Origin of the sequence: Streptomyces sp. NPDC056883, assembly GCF_042788835.1 — a bacterium.
Classification (GTDB): Bacteria; Actinomycetota; Actinomycetes; order Streptomycetales; family Streptomycetaceae; genus Streptomyces; species Streptomyces stoeckheimensis.
In genome coordinates this window covers 387,096-402,289 of sequence record NZ_JBHUBS010000003.1, presented here as the reverse complement: position 1 = coordinate 402,289, position 15,194 = coordinate 387,096, and the positions used below count along the sequence as shown (strand labels likewise).

General features: G+C 69.6%; 14 protein-coding genes. 8 read left to right on the top strand and 6 right to left on the bottom strand.

All coding sequences use genetic code 11. From position 1 onward, the window contains the following. Positions 1–15 precede the first annotated feature (15 nt). Positions 16–981 (top strand): diacylglycerol kinase family protein, encoded by a 966-nt coding sequence (locus tag ACFRU2_RS10835; protein ID WP_274549498.1) that lies wholly within the window; start codon positions 16–18, stop codon positions 979–981. A 332-nt stretch (positions 982–1,313) separates the two neighbouring features. After that, a complete protein-coding gene (locus ACFRU2_RS10830; protein WP_004937597.1) occupies positions 1,314–1,571 on the top strand; it encodes a WhiB family transcriptional regulator in 258 nt (85 codons plus the stop codon). Between the two features lie 160 nt (positions 1,572–1,731). Here ACFRU2_RS10830 and ACFRU2_RS10825 read toward each other — a convergent pair whose 3' ends face one another. Both ACFRU2_RS10825 and ACFRU2_RS10820 read right to left on the bottom strand, forming a co-directional pair. Continuing rightward, positions 1,732–3,201, bottom strand: coding sequence for a sensor histidine kinase (locus ACFRU2_RS10825; RefSeq protein WP_382970840.1), 1,470 nt, complete (start codon positions 3,199–3,201; stop codon positions 1,732–1,734). A 369-nt stretch (positions 3,202–3,570) separates the two neighbouring features. Continuing rightward, a complete protein-coding gene (locus ACFRU2_RS10820) occupies positions 3,571–4,164 on the bottom strand; it encodes a TetR/AcrR family transcriptional regulator (RefSeq protein WP_382970396.1) in 594 nt (197 codons plus the stop codon). A 78-nt stretch (positions 4,165–4,242) separates the two neighbouring features. Here ACFRU2_RS10820 and ACFRU2_RS10815 point away from each other — a divergent pair, with 78 nt between their 5' ends. After that, positions 4,243–5,004: an SDR family oxidoreductase gene (locus ACFRU2_RS10815; RefSeq protein ID WP_382970393.1), complete on the top strand. Its 762-nt coding sequence runs from the start codon at positions 4,243–4,245 to the stop codon at positions 5,002–5,004. 155 nt (positions 5,005–5,159) lie between these two features. After that, positions 5,160–5,945 carry a glucosamine-6-phosphate deaminase gene (gene nagB, locus ACFRU2_RS10810; RefSeq protein WP_250750358.1) on the top strand — a complete coding sequence of 262 codons (786 nt, stop codon included), beginning with the start codon at positions 5,160–5,162 and terminating at the stop codon, positions 5,943–5,945. A gap of 191 nt (positions 5,946–6,136) precedes the next feature. Here the strand turns inward: nagB and ACFRU2_RS10805 are convergent, their stop codons facing one another. The 4 genes from ACFRU2_RS10805 to ACFRU2_RS10790 form a co-directional block, all read right to left on the bottom strand. After that, positions 6,137–7,627: a glycoside hydrolase family 3 protein gene (locus ACFRU2_RS10805; protein WP_382970390.1), complete on the bottom strand. Its 1,491-nt coding sequence runs from the start codon at positions 7,625–7,627 to the stop codon at positions 6,137–6,139. Positions 7,628–7,633: 6 nt separating this feature from the next. Next, on the bottom strand, positions 7,634–8,470 hold the full coding sequence (locus ACFRU2_RS10800; protein ID WP_382970837.1) for a carbohydrate ABC transporter permease: 837 nt from the start codon (positions 8,468–8,470) through the stop codon (positions 7,634–7,636). Between the two features lie 56 nt (positions 8,471–8,526). Then, positions 8,527–9,549, bottom strand: coding sequence for a carbohydrate ABC transporter permease (locus tag ACFRU2_RS10795; RefSeq protein WP_382970387.1), 1,023 nt, complete (start codon positions 9,547–9,549; stop codon positions 8,527–8,529). Between the two features lie 119 nt (positions 9,550–9,668). After that, a complete protein-coding gene (locus ACFRU2_RS10790) occupies positions 9,669–10,952 on the bottom strand; it encodes an extracellular solute-binding protein (RefSeq protein ID WP_351383730.1) in 1,284 nt (427 codons plus the stop codon). Between the two features lie 296 nt (positions 10,953–11,248). On the opposite strand from ACFRU2_RS10790, the gene ACFRU2_RS10785 reads away from it, so the two are divergent. From ACFRU2_RS10785 to ACFRU2_RS10770, 4 genes are all read left to right on the top strand, one after another. Continuing rightward, positions 11,249–12,013 carry a GntR family transcriptional regulator gene (locus ACFRU2_RS10785; RefSeq protein WP_250750353.1) on the top strand — a complete coding sequence of 255 codons (765 nt, stop codon included), beginning with the start codon at positions 11,249–11,251 and terminating at the stop codon, positions 12,011–12,013. A 198-nt stretch (positions 12,014–12,211) separates the two neighbouring features. Then, positions 12,212–14,374: a carbon starvation CstA family protein gene (locus tag ACFRU2_RS10780; protein WP_382970383.1), complete on the top strand. Its 2,163-nt coding sequence runs from the start codon at positions 12,212–12,214 to the stop codon at positions 14,372–14,374. Next, a complete protein-coding gene (locus tag ACFRU2_RS10775; protein ID WP_254384080.1) occupies positions 14,371–14,568 on the top strand; it encodes a YbdD/YjiX family protein in 198 nt (65 codons plus the stop codon). The genes ACFRU2_RS10780 and ACFRU2_RS10775 overlap by 4 nt, the downstream gene beginning before the upstream one ends. An 88-nt stretch (positions 14,569–14,656) precedes the next feature. Continuing rightward, entirely contained in the window at positions 14,657–15,154 is a 498-nt protein-coding gene (locus ACFRU2_RS10770; protein ID WP_382970380.1) for a GNAT family N-acetyltransferase, read from the top strand. The last annotated feature ends 40 nt before the right edge of the window (positions 15,155–15,194 follow it).

Below are 15,194 nucleotides of genomic sequence, written 5' to 3'. Positions count from 1 at the left end.
GGTAGGCTGACGCCCATGCGTGCACTCCTCGTGGCCAACCCAGCAGCGACGACCACCAGTGCGCGCACGCGCGACGTCCTGACCCACGCGCTCGCCAGCGAGATGAAGCTGGAAGCGGTCACCACCGAATACCGCGGCCACGCCCGGGACCTGGGCCGCAGGGCGGCCGAGACCGGCATCGACCTGGTGGTGGCCCTGGGTGGTGACGGCACCGTCAACGAAGTGGTCAACGGACTGCTGCACGAGGGACCCGATCCGGACCGACTGCCCGGACTCGCGGTGGTCCCCGGCGGCTCCACCAATGTGTTCGCCCGTGCACTCGGCCTGCCCAACGACGCGGTCGAGGCGACCGGCGCGCTGCTGGACGCACTGCGGGAGCGGCGCGAACGAACGGTCGGCCTGGGGCTCGCCGCCGGCACCCCGGGCACGGAGGACGAGTCGGTTCCGGCGCGCTGGTTCACCTTCTGCGCGGGCTTCGGCTTCGACGCGGGCGTGGTGGGCCGGGTCGAACAGCAGCGGGAACGGGGCAAGCGTTCGACCCATGCCCTGTACGTGCGACAGCTGATGCGCCAGTTCTGGGAAGAGCCCAACCGCCGGCACGGCACGGTGACACTGGAACGGCCCGGCGCGGATCCGGTGACGGACCTGGTGCTGTCGATAGTGTGCAACACCTCACCCTGGACATACCTGGGCAACCGACCGCTTTACGCCTCCCCGGAGGCGTCGTTCGATACTGCGCTTGACGTATTGGCACTGGACCGTTTGTCAACTCCGGCGGTCGCCCGCTACGCGACACAGCTCCTGACCTCGACTCCTGAGCGCGGTCCGCACGGCAAGCACGCGGTGTCTCTGCACGATCTGACGGACTTCACCTTGCATTCGAAGGTGCCGCTTCCGTTCCAGATGGACGGAGACCACCTCGGTCTGCGCACCAGCGTTCGGTTCACAGGCGTACGCCGTGCACTGCGTGTGATTGTGTGAGTGGAAGGGCCGAAAGTCCTTCCACTCGAACGTTTACACGCCGGTCCACCCCTAGGAAGTAGGGCTGTGACCTAGTAGACACCGACGAATCAAAAAAAACTTTCCGGAAGGGGTTGTATCCCCGTCCGAGGTTTGCGAATCTCTACATGGCGATCGGGACAGCCCGCAGAACCCGGCACCCACACAGACCGCCAGAACCCCTCCACGAATCTCCGGCAGCCCAGGGCGAGTTTTTTCCCAAACTGGGCGGTCTCCCTTCCCTCACGAAGGGATTCGTGAAAGCGTTCACATTCACAAGCAACCTGCCCGCAATACAAGGAGATGGAGCAGCCATGGACTGGCGTCACAACGCCGTTTGCCGCGAGGAAGACCCGGAACTCTTCTTCCCCATCGGCAACACCGGTCCTGCGCTGCTGCAGATCGAGGAAGCCAAGGCCGTCTGCCGCCGTTGCCCCGTCATGGAGCAGTGCCTGCAGTGGGCGCTCGAGTCCGGTCAGGACTCCGGTGTCTGGGGCGGTCTCAGCGAGGACGAGCGCCGCGCAATGAAGCGCCGCGCCGCTCGCAATCGGGCGCGCAACGCAACCGCCTGACATCGACTTTCGAGCCTCGAGCCGCAGCGCGTAGTACCCATATAAGCGCTCAGCAACGTGCTCTTGAACCCCGTACCGAAAACCATTCGGTCCGGGGTTCAGTGCTGTCCGGGGCCTGCGAGCAGCCCATGACGTCACCCTGAGTGACCGGCACGCTGCGCTACTTCTGCGGGCTGGCCGGTATGTCGAGGACGACCTTGGTGCCGCGCGGCTCGGACGCGACCATGTCGAAGGTGCCGCCGAGCTCGCCCTCCACCAGGGTCCGCACGATCTGCAGCCCGAGGTTGCCGGCCCGCTGGGGGTCGAACCCTTCGGGCAGACCGCAGCCGTCGTCGACCACCGAGATCAGCAGCCGGGCGTCGTCGCGGCCGCTGCCCGAGCGGGCCGCGGACACCTCCACGGTGCCACCCTCCCCCTGGGTGAAGGCGTGCTCCAGGGCGTTCTGGAGGATCTCCGTCAGCACCATCGACAGCGGGGTGGCGACCTCCGCGTCCAGGATTCCGAAGCGGCCGGTGCGCCGGCAGGCGACCTTGCCCGGGGAGATCTCGGAGACCATCGCGATCACGCGGTCGGCGATCTCGTCGAACTCGACCCGCTCGTCCAGGTTCTGAGAGAGCGTCTCGTGCACGATCGCGATCGAACCGACACGGCGGACGGCTTCGTTCAGCGCCTCGCGGCCCTGCGGCGAATCCATGCGCCGGGCCTGCAGGCGCAAGAGCGCGGCCACCGTCTGGAGGTTGTTCTTGACCCGGTGGTGGATCTCCCGGATGGTCGCGTCCTTGGTGATCAATTCACGTTCGCGACGGCGCAGTTCCGTGACGTCGCGGCACAGGACGAGCGAGCCGATCCGGGTGCCCTTGGGCTTGAGCGGGATGGCCCGCAGCTGGATGACCCCGCCGCTGCCCTCGGCCTCGGTCTCGCGCGGGGCCCAGCCGCTCGCGAGTTTGACCAGGGCCTCGTCCACCGGGCCGCGGGAGGGCGCGAGTTCGGAGGTGATGGTGCCCAGGTGCTGGCCGACCAGGTCGGAGGCGAGGCCGAGCCGGTGGTAGGCGGAGAGCGCGTTCGGGGACGCGTACGTCACCACGCCCTCGGCGTCGAGCCGGATCAGGCCGTCGCCGACGCGCGGGGAGGCGTCCATGTCGACCTGCTGGCCGGGGAACGGGAAGGCGCCCGCCGCGATCATCTGCGCCAGGTCGGAGGCGGACTGGAGGTAGGTGAGCTCCAGCCGGCTGGGTGTACGCACAGTGAGCAGGTTGGTATTGCGTGCGATCACGCCGAGGACCCGGCCCTCGCGGCGCACGGGGATCGACTCGACGCGGACCGGCACCTCCTCGCGCCACTCCGGGTCCCCCTCGCGCACGATGCGGCCCTCGTCGAGCGCGGCGTCGAGCAGCGGGCGCCGGCCGCGCGGGACCAGGTGGCCGACCATGTCGTCCTGGTACGAGGTGGGGCCGGTGTTCGGGCGCATCTGCGCGACCGAGACGTACCGGCTGCCGTCGAGCGTGGGAACCCACAGCACGAGGTCGGCGAAGGAGAGGTCGGAGAGCAGCTGCCACTCCGAGACCAGCAGATGGAGCCACTCCAGGTCGGTTTCACTGAGAGCGGTGTGCTGGCGTACGAGGTCGTTCATGGAGGGCACCCGGCGAGCGTACCCCGGGTACGGGCCATGACTTTCCTCAGCGCGATACTCCGGAGTATCCAGGAGACCCCGCTTCCGCGTAGGGTTGGAGGAAGTGACGGTAATCAGGGTTCCGTCATTGGATGGACAGAACAGATTGGTCTAGTCCACAATTGCATCAAAGCTTCCGCCCTCCCCGCACAGGAGGACGGATCGAGGTAACCGCGCGATCTGCCCTGACCGCGCGTCACCTCCCACCGGCTGTCGGGCACCGCACACCCGTCGGCCGTAAGTACTCCGGGCTACGGTGCCGGGCGGGCTGAGGGTCCCGTTCGGCACCGTGGCCCAGAGGAATCGAACCCCGAGCGATACGCCAGGCCCCTACTGCGGCCAGGCCCCCATGGCCAGCTCCGCCACCGCCTCCAGTTCCTCCCGGCCCGCGCCGTCGCGCGACTGCTGGGACATCCCCTGCAGCACCGCCCCCGCGTAGCGCGCCAGTGCCCACGTGTCCGTGCCGGCCGGCAGGACCCCCGCGGCGACGTCGGCGCGGATGCGGCTCTCGAACGCCACCAGGTTGGCCTCGCGCCGCAGGCGCAGCGCCTGCGCCACCTCGTCCGAGGTGGTGTTGACCGCCGCGCTGATCACCATGCAGCCCGGCGGGTGGGCGGGGTCGGTGTAGACCTCCGCCGCCTCGTGCAGGACGCGCCCCACCGCCGCGCGGGCGGTGGGCTCCTCGGCGAGGGCCACGGCCGCGAAGTCCCCGTAGCGACCGCCGTAGACCACCACGACCTCGTCGAAGAGCTTGCGCTTGTCGCCGAAGGCCGCGTAGAGGCTCGGGGCGCTGATCCCGAGCGAGGCGGTCAGGTCGGAGATCGACGTCGCCTCGTAGCCGCGCTCCCAGAAGGCGAACATCGCCTTGTCGAGGGCCTCGTCGCGGTCGAAGGAGCGGGGCCTGCCGCGCTGTCCGGTCACCATGAACTCATTCTATAGCGGGCGCTACGGAATCTGATACGGTCCTTTCTGTAGCGACCACTATCGAAAGGGGGGCGCGCCATGGGCGTGCTCGAGGGGAAGACGGCACTGGTCACGGGCGGCAGCCGGGGCATCGGGCGGGCCATCGCGGAGCGACTCGCCCGCGACGGGGCGCTGGTCGCGGTGGCCTACGGGCACAACGAGGCGGCGGCCGAGGAGACCGTGGGGGCCATCGAGGCGGCCGGGGGCCGCGCCTTCGCCGTCGGGGCCGAGCTCGGCGTCCCGGGCGGCGCGCAGGCCCTCTGGACGGCGTACGCGGCCCATCCGCTGGCCACCGAGGGGGTGGACGTCCTGGTGAACAACGCGGGCGCCGCCACCTTCGCCGGCATCGGCTCCACCGACGAGGAGACGTACGACCGGGTGCACGCGCTCAACGCGAAGGCGCCGTTCTTCGTGATCCGGCACGGCCTGGAGCGGCTGCGGGACGGCGGCCGGATCGTGAACGTGACCGGCACCCCGGACATCGCCCTGCCCGCGATCCTCGCCACGGTCATGGCCAAGGGCGCCGTGAACGCGCTGACGGTCTCACTGGCCGCCGAGCTCGCGCCCCGGAACATCACGGTGAACTCGGTGGGTCCCGGGATCGTGGAGACCGACCTGAACGCCGCCTGGCTCGCGGACCCGGCGGCCCGCGCGCACGCCGCCTCCCGCTCCGTCTTCGACCGGCTCGGCACCCCTCAGGAGGTCGCGGACGTGGTCGCCTTCCTCGCCTCCCCGGATTCCCGCTGGGTCACGGGCCAGCACCTCGCCGTGACGGGCGGGCTCCAGCTCTCGCTGCTCTAGGCCGTCTCTTCCGGATCGGGCGGGGTCCGATCCGGGAGGCCGGAGCGGCGGATCCGGCCCACCATGGAGTGTGCGCGAAGACCCGGCAACGGGGCATCGCCTCTGCTAGATTGGTCTATACCACAATCGTCACACTCCAGATCGGCAGGCCCCGCGTGGAAGTTGTCATCGTCCCGGACGCCAAGGCAGGCGGCGAGCTCATCGCGGAGGCCATGGCCGCCCTGGTCCGTCGCAAGCCCGACGCCCTGCTCGGCGTGGCGACCGGCTCTACCCCGCTGCCCATCTACGAGGCCCTCGCCGCCAAGGTCAAGGCCGGACTGGTCGACGCCTCCAAGGCCCGCGTCTGCCAGCTCGACGAGTACGTCGGCCTGCCGGCCGGACACCCGGAGTCCTACCGCGCCGTCGTCCTGCGCGAGGTCGTGGAACCGCTGGGCCTGTCCGAGGCCTCCTTCATGGGCCCGGACGGCTCGGCCGAGGACATCGTCGGCGCCTGCGACGCCTACGACCGCGCCCTCGCCGCGGCCGGCGGCGTGGACCTCCAGCTCCTCGGCATCGGCACGGACGGGCACATCGGCTTCAACGAGCCCTGCTCCTCGCTCGCCTCCCGCACCCGCATCAAGACGCTGACGGAGCAGACCCGCGTGGACAACGCGCGCTTCTTCGACAACGACATAGAGCAGGTGCCCCACCACGTCATCACCCAGGGCATCGGCACCATCCTCGACGCCCGCCACCTGGTCCTGCTGGCCACCGGCGAGGGCAAGGCGGAGGCCGTCGCGCAGACCGTCGAGGGCCCGCTGTCCGCCCTCGTGCCGGCCTCCGCGCTCCAGCTGCACCGCCACGCCACGGTGATCGTGGACGAGGCCGCCGCGTCGAAGCTGAAGCTGGCGGACTACTTCCGGCACACGTTTGCCAACAAGCCCGCTTGGCAGGGACTGTAGGCCGCACCGTCACACGCCGAAGGGCCGGGCTCCCCCCGTCGGGGGGCCCGGCCCTTCGCTTCGTGCTCCGACCCGGCCCAGACCCGGAAAGACCGCCTCAAACGCCGGCGGGGCTGGATGCATCCAGCCCCGCCGGCGTTTGAGGCGCGGGGTCCGGGGCGGAGCCCCGGCAGCCGGCCCGCAGGGGCCTGCTACACCCCGGCGATGATCTCGGCGGCAGCCCTACCGCAGACGCGGGCGGCGCCGTGCGTCGCGATGTGCAGCGCGCCGCGCGGCTCGGCCTGCGGGACGCCCATCTCGACCACGATCGTCTCCGGCCGCGCCGCGACGAGCGCGTCCAGGGCCTCGGTCATCCACGGGTGCCGGTGCGCGTCGCGGACCACCGCGACGACGGTGCGGTTCCCCGCGGCGGCCAGGACGTCGGCGGCCGTCGACCCCTCCGGGTACACGCCCGAGTCGGTGCCCGGGACCAGTGCGGACACTTCCGCGGCCACCCCCCACGGGGTCTCGTCGCCGACCGCGAAGTTCGCCACCGGGGTGAGCGTGGCGATGTACGGGGCGTTCACCGGGGCCGCCGCCTTGGGCGAACCCGTCACGATCACCGCGCGGCGGGCCGCCGCCAGTCCGATGCCGGGCGCGCTGCTCCCCTCCGGCCGCGCGCCCCTGCGGACCTGGCGGGTCCACTCCGCCAGCGAACGGACCCGGGCGGCGGCCTCGGCGAGGCGCTCCTCGGGCAGCGAGCCGTCCCGTACCGCCGCGACCAGCGCGTCGCGCAGGCTCAGCACGGTGCCCTCGTCGGCGAGCCCGCCGCCGACGCAGATGGCGTCGGCGCCGGCCGCGATGGCCAGCACCGAGCCGCGCTCGATGCCGTACGTCCCGGCGATGGCCTTCATCTCCATGCCGTCGGTGACGATGAGGCCCTCGTAGCCGAGCTCCTTGCGCAGCAGACCGGTCAGGATCTGCGGGCTGAGGGTGGCCGGGCGGGTCGGGTCCAGGGCCGGCACCAGGATGTGGGCGCTCATGACGGCCTTGGTGCCGGCCTCGATGGCGGCCCGGAACGGTACGAGTTCCCGCGCGGCGAGGGTCTCGAGGTCCACGTCGATGCGCGGCAGCGCGTGGTGCGAGTCGACGTTGGTGTCGCCGTGGCCCGGGAAGTGCTTGGTGCAGGCGGCGACGCCGGCCGCCTGGAGGCCTTCGACGTACGCGGCGGTGTGCCGGGCGGTGAGGTGGGTGTCGGCGCCGAAGGACCGTACGCCGATGACCGGGTTGTCCGGGTTGGAGTTGACGTCGGCGGACGGGGCCCAGTTGAGGTTGACCCCGCACTCGGCGAGCCGGCGGCCCAGCTCGCGGGCGACGTCGCGGGTCAGGTCCACGTCGTCCACGGCGCCGAGGGCCAGGTTGCCCGGGAAGGAGGAACCGCCCCGGACCTCCAGGCGGGTGACGTCGCCGCCCTCCTCGTCGATGGCGACGAGGACGTCGTCCCGCTCGGTACGGAGCTGCGCGGTCAGCGCGGCGAGCTGCTCGGGCGAGGTGATGTTGCGGCCGAAGAGGCCGACGGCGGTGAGGCCTTCGGCGACCTGCCGGAGCAGCCAGGCGGGCGCGGTGGTGCCCTCGAAGCCGGGCTGAAGGACCGCGAGCGCGTCCCGGGTCACCGTATCCGTGCGGTGCGCAAGGACAGTCATGGGCCGTTATCCCTTCACGGCGCCGGCGGTCATGCCGCCGACGGCCTTGCGCTGGAGGAAGACGAAGATGAGCAGCACCGGGACCGCGAAGAGCGAGGAAGCGGCCATGGTGGCGCCCCAGTCGTTGCCGAAGGCGGTCTGGAACTGGGTCAGCCACAGCGGCAGGGTCTGCGCGGTCTTGTCCTTGTTCAGGATCAGGACCATCGCGAACTCGTTCCAGGCCGTGATGAAGCCGAAGAGCGAGGTGGACATCAGGCCGGGGGCCAGCAGCGGGAAGATCACCTTGCGGAAGGCCTGGCCGCGGGTGCAGCCGTCGATCTGGGCGGCTTCCTCCAGGGTCACCGGGACGGCGGCGATGAAGCCGCGCAGGGTCCAGATGGTGAAGGGCAGGACCATCACGAAGTAGATCGCGGTGAGCAGCGGGAGGCTGTTCAGCATCTCGGAGTCGCGGGCGATCATGTACATCGCGATGACCATGACCTCCCAGGGCGCCATCTGGGCCATCATCACCGCGAGGACCAGGCCCTTGCGGCCCTTGAACCTCATGCGGGCGATGGCGAAGCTCGCGGCGAGGGCCACGAGCAGGGCCAGGGTGACGGCCCCGATGGTGACGATGAAGCTGTTCGCGACGTAGGTCCAGAACAGGTCGACGCCGGTGGCCTTGGTGAAGTTCTCCATCGTCGGCGTGAAGACGAAGACGGGGTCCTTGGAGAGGATCTCGCTGGACGGCTTCAGGGCCGAGGAGAACATCCAGTAGACGGGGAAGACGAAGAGGACGGCCAGCAGCAGGGCGCCGACGTTCTTGGCGACGGCCGCGGGACGGATCGGCCGGCGGTTGCGCAGCTGCTGGGGCTTCGCGGACGGCGCGGACGGCGCGGGCTTCGGGGCGGTGGTGGTGCTCACTGCTCCTCCTCCTGCTTCAGGATCAGACGGAAGTAGAAGGACATGACGACCACGAGCATCACGATCGTCAGGACGGAGATCGCCGCGGCCAGACCGTAGTGGCCCTGGCTCTGGCCCTCTACGTACGCGTAGATCGTCAGGGTCTCCGAGGCGCGGTCGGGGCCGCCCTTGTTCATCGCGTAGATCTGCGTGAAGGCCTTGAAGATCCAGATGACCTCGAGGAACGTCGTGACCAGGAAGAACGACTTGAGGTTCGGGAAGACGACCTTCCAGAACGTCTGCCAGCCGTTGGCCCCGTCCATGCGCGCGGCCTCGTACAGCTCGCCGCTGACCGTGGTCAGGCCGGCGTACATGTTGAGGGCGACGAAGGGGATGGAGCCCCAGGCCAGCAGGACGGTGATGATCACCATCGTGGACATGCCGGTCTCGAACCAGTTGTGCTGGTCGTAGCCGGCGAAGCCGGCGGTGCGCATCAGCCAGTTCATGACGCCGTACTGCTCGTCGAACAGCCACTGGAAGACGGTCACCGAGGCGACGATCGGCATGGCCCAGGCCATCACCAGCGCCATCGACAGGACCAGGCGCATCCACTTGCCGAGCCGGTTCAGGAGGAGCCCGATGAGGCTGCCGAGCACCATGATCAGGAAGACGTTGCCCGCGGTGAAGAGGAAGCTGCGGACGACCACGGTCCAGAACTGCGAGTCGCCCAGCAGCTCGGTGTAGTTGTCCACGCCGTTGAACGGCGCCTTCCGCTGGATGAACTCGATCTTGTCGACCTTCTGGAACGACAGGATGATGTTCTTGATCAGCGGGTAGAGCAGCAGGGTCGCCATGCTGAGCACGGCGGGCCCGATCAGGAGGTACGGCAACCACCCTGAGGGGAGCGACTTTCTGCCCCCGCGAGGAGACTGGGACGCTGCCTTGGCTCCGGTGGGCGGCGGCGTCTGGGCCGGCCCCGCGGACTCGTGTGGTGCGTCCTGTGGAGCGGAAGTGGCCGCTCCCTGGGAGTGCACGGTCATGTCTGGGCTTCCTCGCGGTTGACTGTGGCGACTGGCACCCGCTTCCCCGCTCGGAGCAGGCGGCGCTTACGTCTGTCAATGCGCGACCCCGGTGCGTTCAGTACGGGTACTTCGGGGTGTTACTTGTTGATGCGGCTCGCGATTTCCTTGTCCGCGTCCGCACCCGCCTTGGCGGCGTCGTCACCCTTCAGGACCTTCGTCATGAACTCCTTGATGGGGTTCGGCTCGGTCTCGACGTTCGCCCAGCCCGGGGTCACCGGGGTGATGTTGCCGTTGACGCCGCCCTTGGCCATCGCCTCGGCGAAGGAGCCCGGGGCCGGGGCGAAGTTCGCACCGACCTGGTTCGGGAGCAGCGCGCCCTTGACCTCGGCGGCGTACTTGGTCATCTGGTCCTTGCCTGCGGCGAGGGCCAGCCACTCCTTGGCGAGGTCCTTGTTCTTGGAGCGCTCGGCGATCGCCAGGTTCGAGCCACCGAGGAAGACGGTGCCCGGCTTGTCGGCGGTCTTGCCCGGGATCGGGAAGTAACCGAAGTCGGCTTCCTTGCCCGCGTCCTTCAGCGCCTTCTCGGCACCGCCGGCCTCCCAGCCGAGGCCGATCCAGGAGGCGACGCCACCCTTGGGAACGACGTCGGTGGACTGCTGCGGGTTCGCCTCGTCCTTGTCCTTCGGGGCGGTGGAGAAGGACTGGAGCTTCTTGTAGAACTCCATCGCGGAAGCGGCCTGGGGGGTACCGAGACCGCCCTTCCACTTGTCGCCGTCCTTGACGGCGAGGTTGCCGCCCTCGTCCCAGATGAGACCGGCGAGGACGTACCAGCTCTGGCCGGGCAGGTAGATCGGCTGCGAGGCCGGGTCGGCCGCCTTCAGCTTCTCCAGGCCGGCGACCCACTCGTCGCGGGTCTTGGGGGCCGTGACGCCCGCCTTCTCGAAGGCCTTCTTGTCGTAGATCACGACGCGGTTGGCCGCGTACCACGGAGCGGAGTAGAGCTTGCCGTCGATCTCGGCCGAGGCCAGACCGCTCTTCGCCCAGGCGTCCGCGCCGAGCTTCGCCTTGTCCTTGGTCAGGTCGGCGAGACCACCGGTGACCGCGTAACCGGCGGTCTGGGTGTTGCCGAGCTCCAGGACGTCCGGCGGGGTGTTCTCGGAGAGGGCCGTGGTGACCTTCTCCTGGATGCCCTTCCAGGGCTGGACCTCTACCTTGACCGTGACACCGGGGTGCTTGGCGGAGAACTCCGCGTTGACCGCGTCGATCCAGGTCTTCGGTGCGGAGCCGTCCATCACCCAGACGGTGATCTCCTTGGCGCCACCCGCGTCGGCCTTCGGCTTGTCGTCGCCGCCGTTGCCGCACGCCGCGACTCCGACCATCATGCCCGCGACACTGACCGCCGCGATGAGCTTGCGCTTCACGCCACCCTCCTCAGGGATGCTGCCTGCAACTTCCCTTGCCCGCCGCGGTGACTCAAAAAGCACCAAGTACTGCCCGTGGGGCCGGGATCTGATCCATATTGGTGTAGACCAGTAGCTGGAGCTTGGCCTAGACCTTTAGGGGTGTCAAGGGTCTAATGAGCGGGTGCTCGGTCCGTTATCGGACCGACACCTGGGGGAGGGAGGAGGCCCGCCCTCCCTCCCGTGTCACGATGTGACCGCACATATCGGAGGAGCCGGTGACGGCAACGAAACTGGAGTCGGGAAGGCGGGCGGCGATGGCCACCGAAGGGGCGATCACGGAGCCGGACAGCGGGGCGGCCACCCGCACGGCACGCGTGCCCAAGTACTACCGACTCAAGCGCCACTTGCTCGATATGACCGAAACCCTTCCACCGGGCACCCCCGTGCCGCCCGAGCGCACGCTCGCGGCCGAGTTCGACACCTCCCGCACCACGGTCCGACAGGCCCTCCAGGAGCTCGTCGTCGAGGGGCGGCTGGAGCGGATCCAGGGGAAGGGCACCTTCGTCGCCAAGCCGAAGGTCTCCCAGCCGCTCCAACTCTCCTCGTACACCGAGGACATGAGGGCCCAGGGCCTGGAACCCACCTCCCAGCTCCTGGACATCGGCTACGTGACGGCCGACGACACCCTCGCCGGCCTCCTCAAGATCGCCACCGGCGGCCGGGTCCTGCGCATCGAACGGCTCCGCCTGGCCAGCGGCGAACCGATGGCCATCGAGACCACGCACCTGTCGGCCAAGCGCTTCCCCGCGCTGCGCCGGTCGCTGGTCAAGTACACCTCCCTCTACACCGCCCTCGCCGAGGTGTACGACGTGCGCCTCGCCGAAGCGGAGGAGACCATCGAGACCTCGCTGGCCACCCCGCGGGAGGCCGGACTGCTCGGCACCGACGTCGGACTGCCGATGCTGATGCTTTCCCGCCATTCGCTGGACGCCGACGGGGAGCCCGTCGAGTGGGTGCGTTCCGTATACCGCGGCGATCGTTACAAGTTCGTCGCCCGACTCCAGCGCCCCGCCGTCTGATTCGTAGTTGACTCTCGTTCCGCTATACGGACGGGGGCTTACGTCCAGCGGGCGGTCCCCCGTAGATTCCCTGCGCCCATGCAGATGATCAACGAGGGGACGAGGATCATGACGGAACCAGGCCCGGAAGCAACACGGGCGGTACGGGACGCGGCGAGTCCGGGCACCACGCCGGGCTCGCCTTCTCCATCAGGGGCCATGTCCCCCAAGGCCGTGGCCCTGTGGGTGCTGGTCGGCCTCGTGGGAGCCATCGGCTGGGGCGTGCTGGCGCTCTCGCGCGGCGAGGAGATCTCGGCCGCCTGGCTGCTCGCCGCCGCGCTCGGCTCGTACGCGATCGGCTACCGCTTCTACGCGCGCTTCATCGCGCACCGCGTACTGAAGGTGGACAAGACCCGCGCCACCCCCGCCGAACGCCTTGACAACGGTGTCGACTTCCACCCGACCGACCGACGGGTGCTTTTCGGCCACCACTTCGCCGCCATCGCCGGCGCCGGACCGCTCGTGGGTCCCGTACTCGCCTCGCAGATGGGCTACCTGCCCGGCACGATCTGGATCGTCGTGGGCGTGATCTTCGCGGGCGCCGTCCAGGACATGGTCACGCTCTTCTTCTCCACCCGGCGCAACGGCCGTTCGCTCGGCCAGATGGCCCGGGACGAGATCGGCCCGGTCGGCGGCGCCGCCGCGCTGATCGGCGTCTTCGCCATCATGATCATCCTGCTGGCCGTGCTGGCCCTGGTCATCGTCAACGCGCTGGCGCACTCCCCCTGGGGCGTCTTCTCCATCGGCATGACCATCCCGATCGCCCTCTTCATGGGCTTCTACCTGCGCGTCCTGCGCCCGGGCCGGGTCACCGAGGTCTCCGTCGTCGGTGTGGCGCTGCTGCTGCTCGCCATCGTCGCGGGCGGCTGGGTCGCCGAGTCCTCGCTGGCGGACACCTTCACCCTGGAGAAGGAGACGCTGGTCCTCTGGATGATCGCCTACGGGTTCGTGGCGTCCGTCCTGCCGGTGTGGATGCTGCTCGCCCCGCGCGACTACCTCTCCACCTTCATGAAGGTGGGCACCATCGGGCTGCTCGCCGCGGGCGTGGTCATCGCCATGCCGACGCTGAAGATGCCCGCGGTCACCGACTTCGCCTCGCGCGGAGACGGCCCGGTCTTCGCCGGCTCGATGTTCCCGTTCGTCTTCATCACCATCGCCTGCGGAGCCCTGTCCGGCTTCCACTCGCTGGTCTCCTCGGGCACCACCCCGAAGATGATCCAGAAGGAGACCCAGGTCAGGGTCATCGGCTACGGCGCGATGCTGACCGAGTCCTTCGTCGCCATCATGGCGATCATCACGGCCTGCATCATCGACCCGGGCCTGTACTTCGCCATCAACTCCCCCGGCGGCGTCGTCGGCGCCACCGTCGAGACGGCCTCGCAGGCCGTGACCAACTTCGGCTTCGCCATCTCCCCCGAGGCCCTCACCCAGGCCGCGAAGGACGTGGAGGAGACCAGCCTGCTGTCCCGTACGGGCGGCGCGCCGACCTTCGCACTCGGAATGTCGGAGATCTTCTCGTCCGTGATCGGCGGCGCCTCGATGAAGGCGTTCTGGTACCACTTCGCGATCATGTTCGAGGCCCTGTTCATCCTGACGACCGTGGACGCCGGCACCCGCGTGGGCCGCTTCATGCTCCAGGACACCCTCGGCAACGTGCACAAGTCCTTCAAGGACGTCAGCTGGAAGCCGGGCGTCTGGTTCGCCAGCGCGATCGTCGTCGGCGGCTGGGGCTACTTCCTGTGGGTCGGCGTCAAGGACCCGCTGGGCGGCATCAACCAGCTCTTCCCGCTGTTCGGCATCGCGAACCAGCTGCTCGCGGCGGTCGCCCTGGCCGTCTGCACCACCCTGCTGATCAAGTCCGGCCGGCTCAAGTGGGCCTGGGTGACGGGCGTTCCGCTGGCCTGGGACCTGGCCGTCACGCTCACCGCCAGCTACCAGAAGATCTTCTCCGACAACCCGAAGATCGGCTTCTTCGCGCAGCGGGACGTCTACCAGGACGGGATCGAGGCGGGCAAGGTCCTCAAGCCCGCCAAGACCATGGACGAGATGCACACCGTGGTCACCAACGCCACGGTGGACGGCGTCCTGTCGGTGTTCTTCGCCCTGCTGATCATCATCGTGCTCGTGGACGCCGCCCGGACCTGCCTGGCGGCCATCCGCAAGCCCGAGTCGGTCAAGCTCGCCGAGATCCCGTGGACCGAGTCCAAGCTCGTCGCCCCGGCCGGTCTGATCCCGACGGCCGAGGAGCGGGCGGAACTCGCCGCCGCCGGCCTGGACTCGGGCGGGGGCCGCGTCCAGGACTCCGTGCGGGAACCCGCGTGACGCGCCTGCGCCACGTGCTGGGCCGGGCCCGGTTCTTCGTCAGGGAGTTCTCGGGCGAGGCCGCCTACGACCGCTACGTGGCGCACGCCCGTACGCACGATCCGGACGCGGTGGTCCAGTCGCGCCGGGCCTTCGAACGGGCCCGCACGGACGCCCGCGAGGGCGACCCGCGCGAAGGGTTCCGCTGCTGCTGAACCGTGGGGCCGCACAGGGGCCGCCGCGTTCCGTCCACCCGACGGAACGCGGCGGCCCCTTGCGTTTCCCTGGCGCACACTCGATGCCATGGACATCATCATCAGGACGGCGGCGGCCGCCGAATACGAAGAGCTCGGCGAGATCACCGCACGGGCGTACCTCGACGACGGACTGCTCGACTTCGCCGAGGAGGACCCCTACCTGAGCCGGCTGCGCGACGTCGCCGGCCGGGCACCCGACGGCGAGGTGCTCGTCGCGGCGTACGAGGGCACGCTGCTCGGTGGTGTGACCTTCGCCCCTCCCGGCAGCCCGCTCTGCGATATCGCGGGCCCCGGCGAGGCGGAGTTCCGGATGCTGGCCGTCTCCCCGGCAGCCCGCGGACGCGGCGCGGGCGAGGCCCTCGTACGGGCCTGCGTGAACCGCGCCCGGGAGCTGGAGGGCGTGAGCCACCTGGTGCTGTCGACCACGGAGAAGATGCTCGGGGCGCACCGGATCTACGACCGGCTGGGCTTCGTACGGACCCCCGAGCGGGACTGGTACCCGGTTCCGGGGCTGCCCCTGCTCACCTACCGCCTGGAGCTCTAGGCCACACCGCCCGCGAGGAGCGACACAACATGTGGGGGCT

What these genes read in the sequence shown, in the direction of transcription:
- ACFRU2_RS10835 (WP_274549498.1), top strand. Translation starts at nt 16, where the DNA reads ATGCGTGCACTCCTCGTGGCCAACCCAGCAGCGACGACCACCAGTGCG.
- ACFRU2_RS10830 (WP_004937597.1), top strand. Translation starts at nt 1,314, where the DNA reads ATGGACTGGCGTCACAACGCCGTTTGCCGCGAGGAAGACCCGGAACTC.
- ACFRU2_RS10825 (WP_382970840.1), bottom strand. Translation starts at nt 3,201, where the DNA reads ATGAACGACCTCGTACGCCAGCACACCGCTCTCAGTGAAACCGACCTG.
- ACFRU2_RS10820 (WP_382970396.1), bottom strand. Translation starts at nt 4,164, where the DNA reads ATGGTGACCGGACAGCGCGGCAGGCCCCGCTCCTTCGACCGCGACGAG.
- ACFRU2_RS10815 (WP_382970393.1), top strand. Translation starts at nt 4,243, where the DNA reads ATGGGCGTGCTCGAGGGGAAGACGGCACTGGTCACGGGCGGCAGCCGG.
- ACFRU2_RS10805 (WP_382970390.1), bottom strand. Translation starts at nt 7,627, where the DNA reads ATGACTGTCCTTGCGCACCGCACGGATACGGTGACCCGGGACGCGCTC.
- ACFRU2_RS10795 (WP_382970387.1), bottom strand. Translation starts at nt 9,549, where the DNA reads ATGACCGTGCACTCCCAGGGAGCGGCCACTTCCGCTCCACAGGACGCA.
- ACFRU2_RS10785 (WP_250750353.1), top strand. Translation starts at nt 11,249, where the DNA reads ATGGCCACCGAAGGGGCGATCACGGAGCCGGACAGCGGGGCGGCCACC.
- ACFRU2_RS10780 (WP_382970383.1), top strand. Translation starts at nt 12,212, where the DNA reads ATGTCCCCCAAGGCCGTGGCCCTGTGGGTGCTGGTCGGCCTCGTGGGA.
- ACFRU2_RS10770 (WP_382970380.1), top strand. Translation starts at nt 14,657, where the DNA reads ATGGACATCATCATCAGGACGGCGGCGGCCGCCGAATACGAAGAGCTC.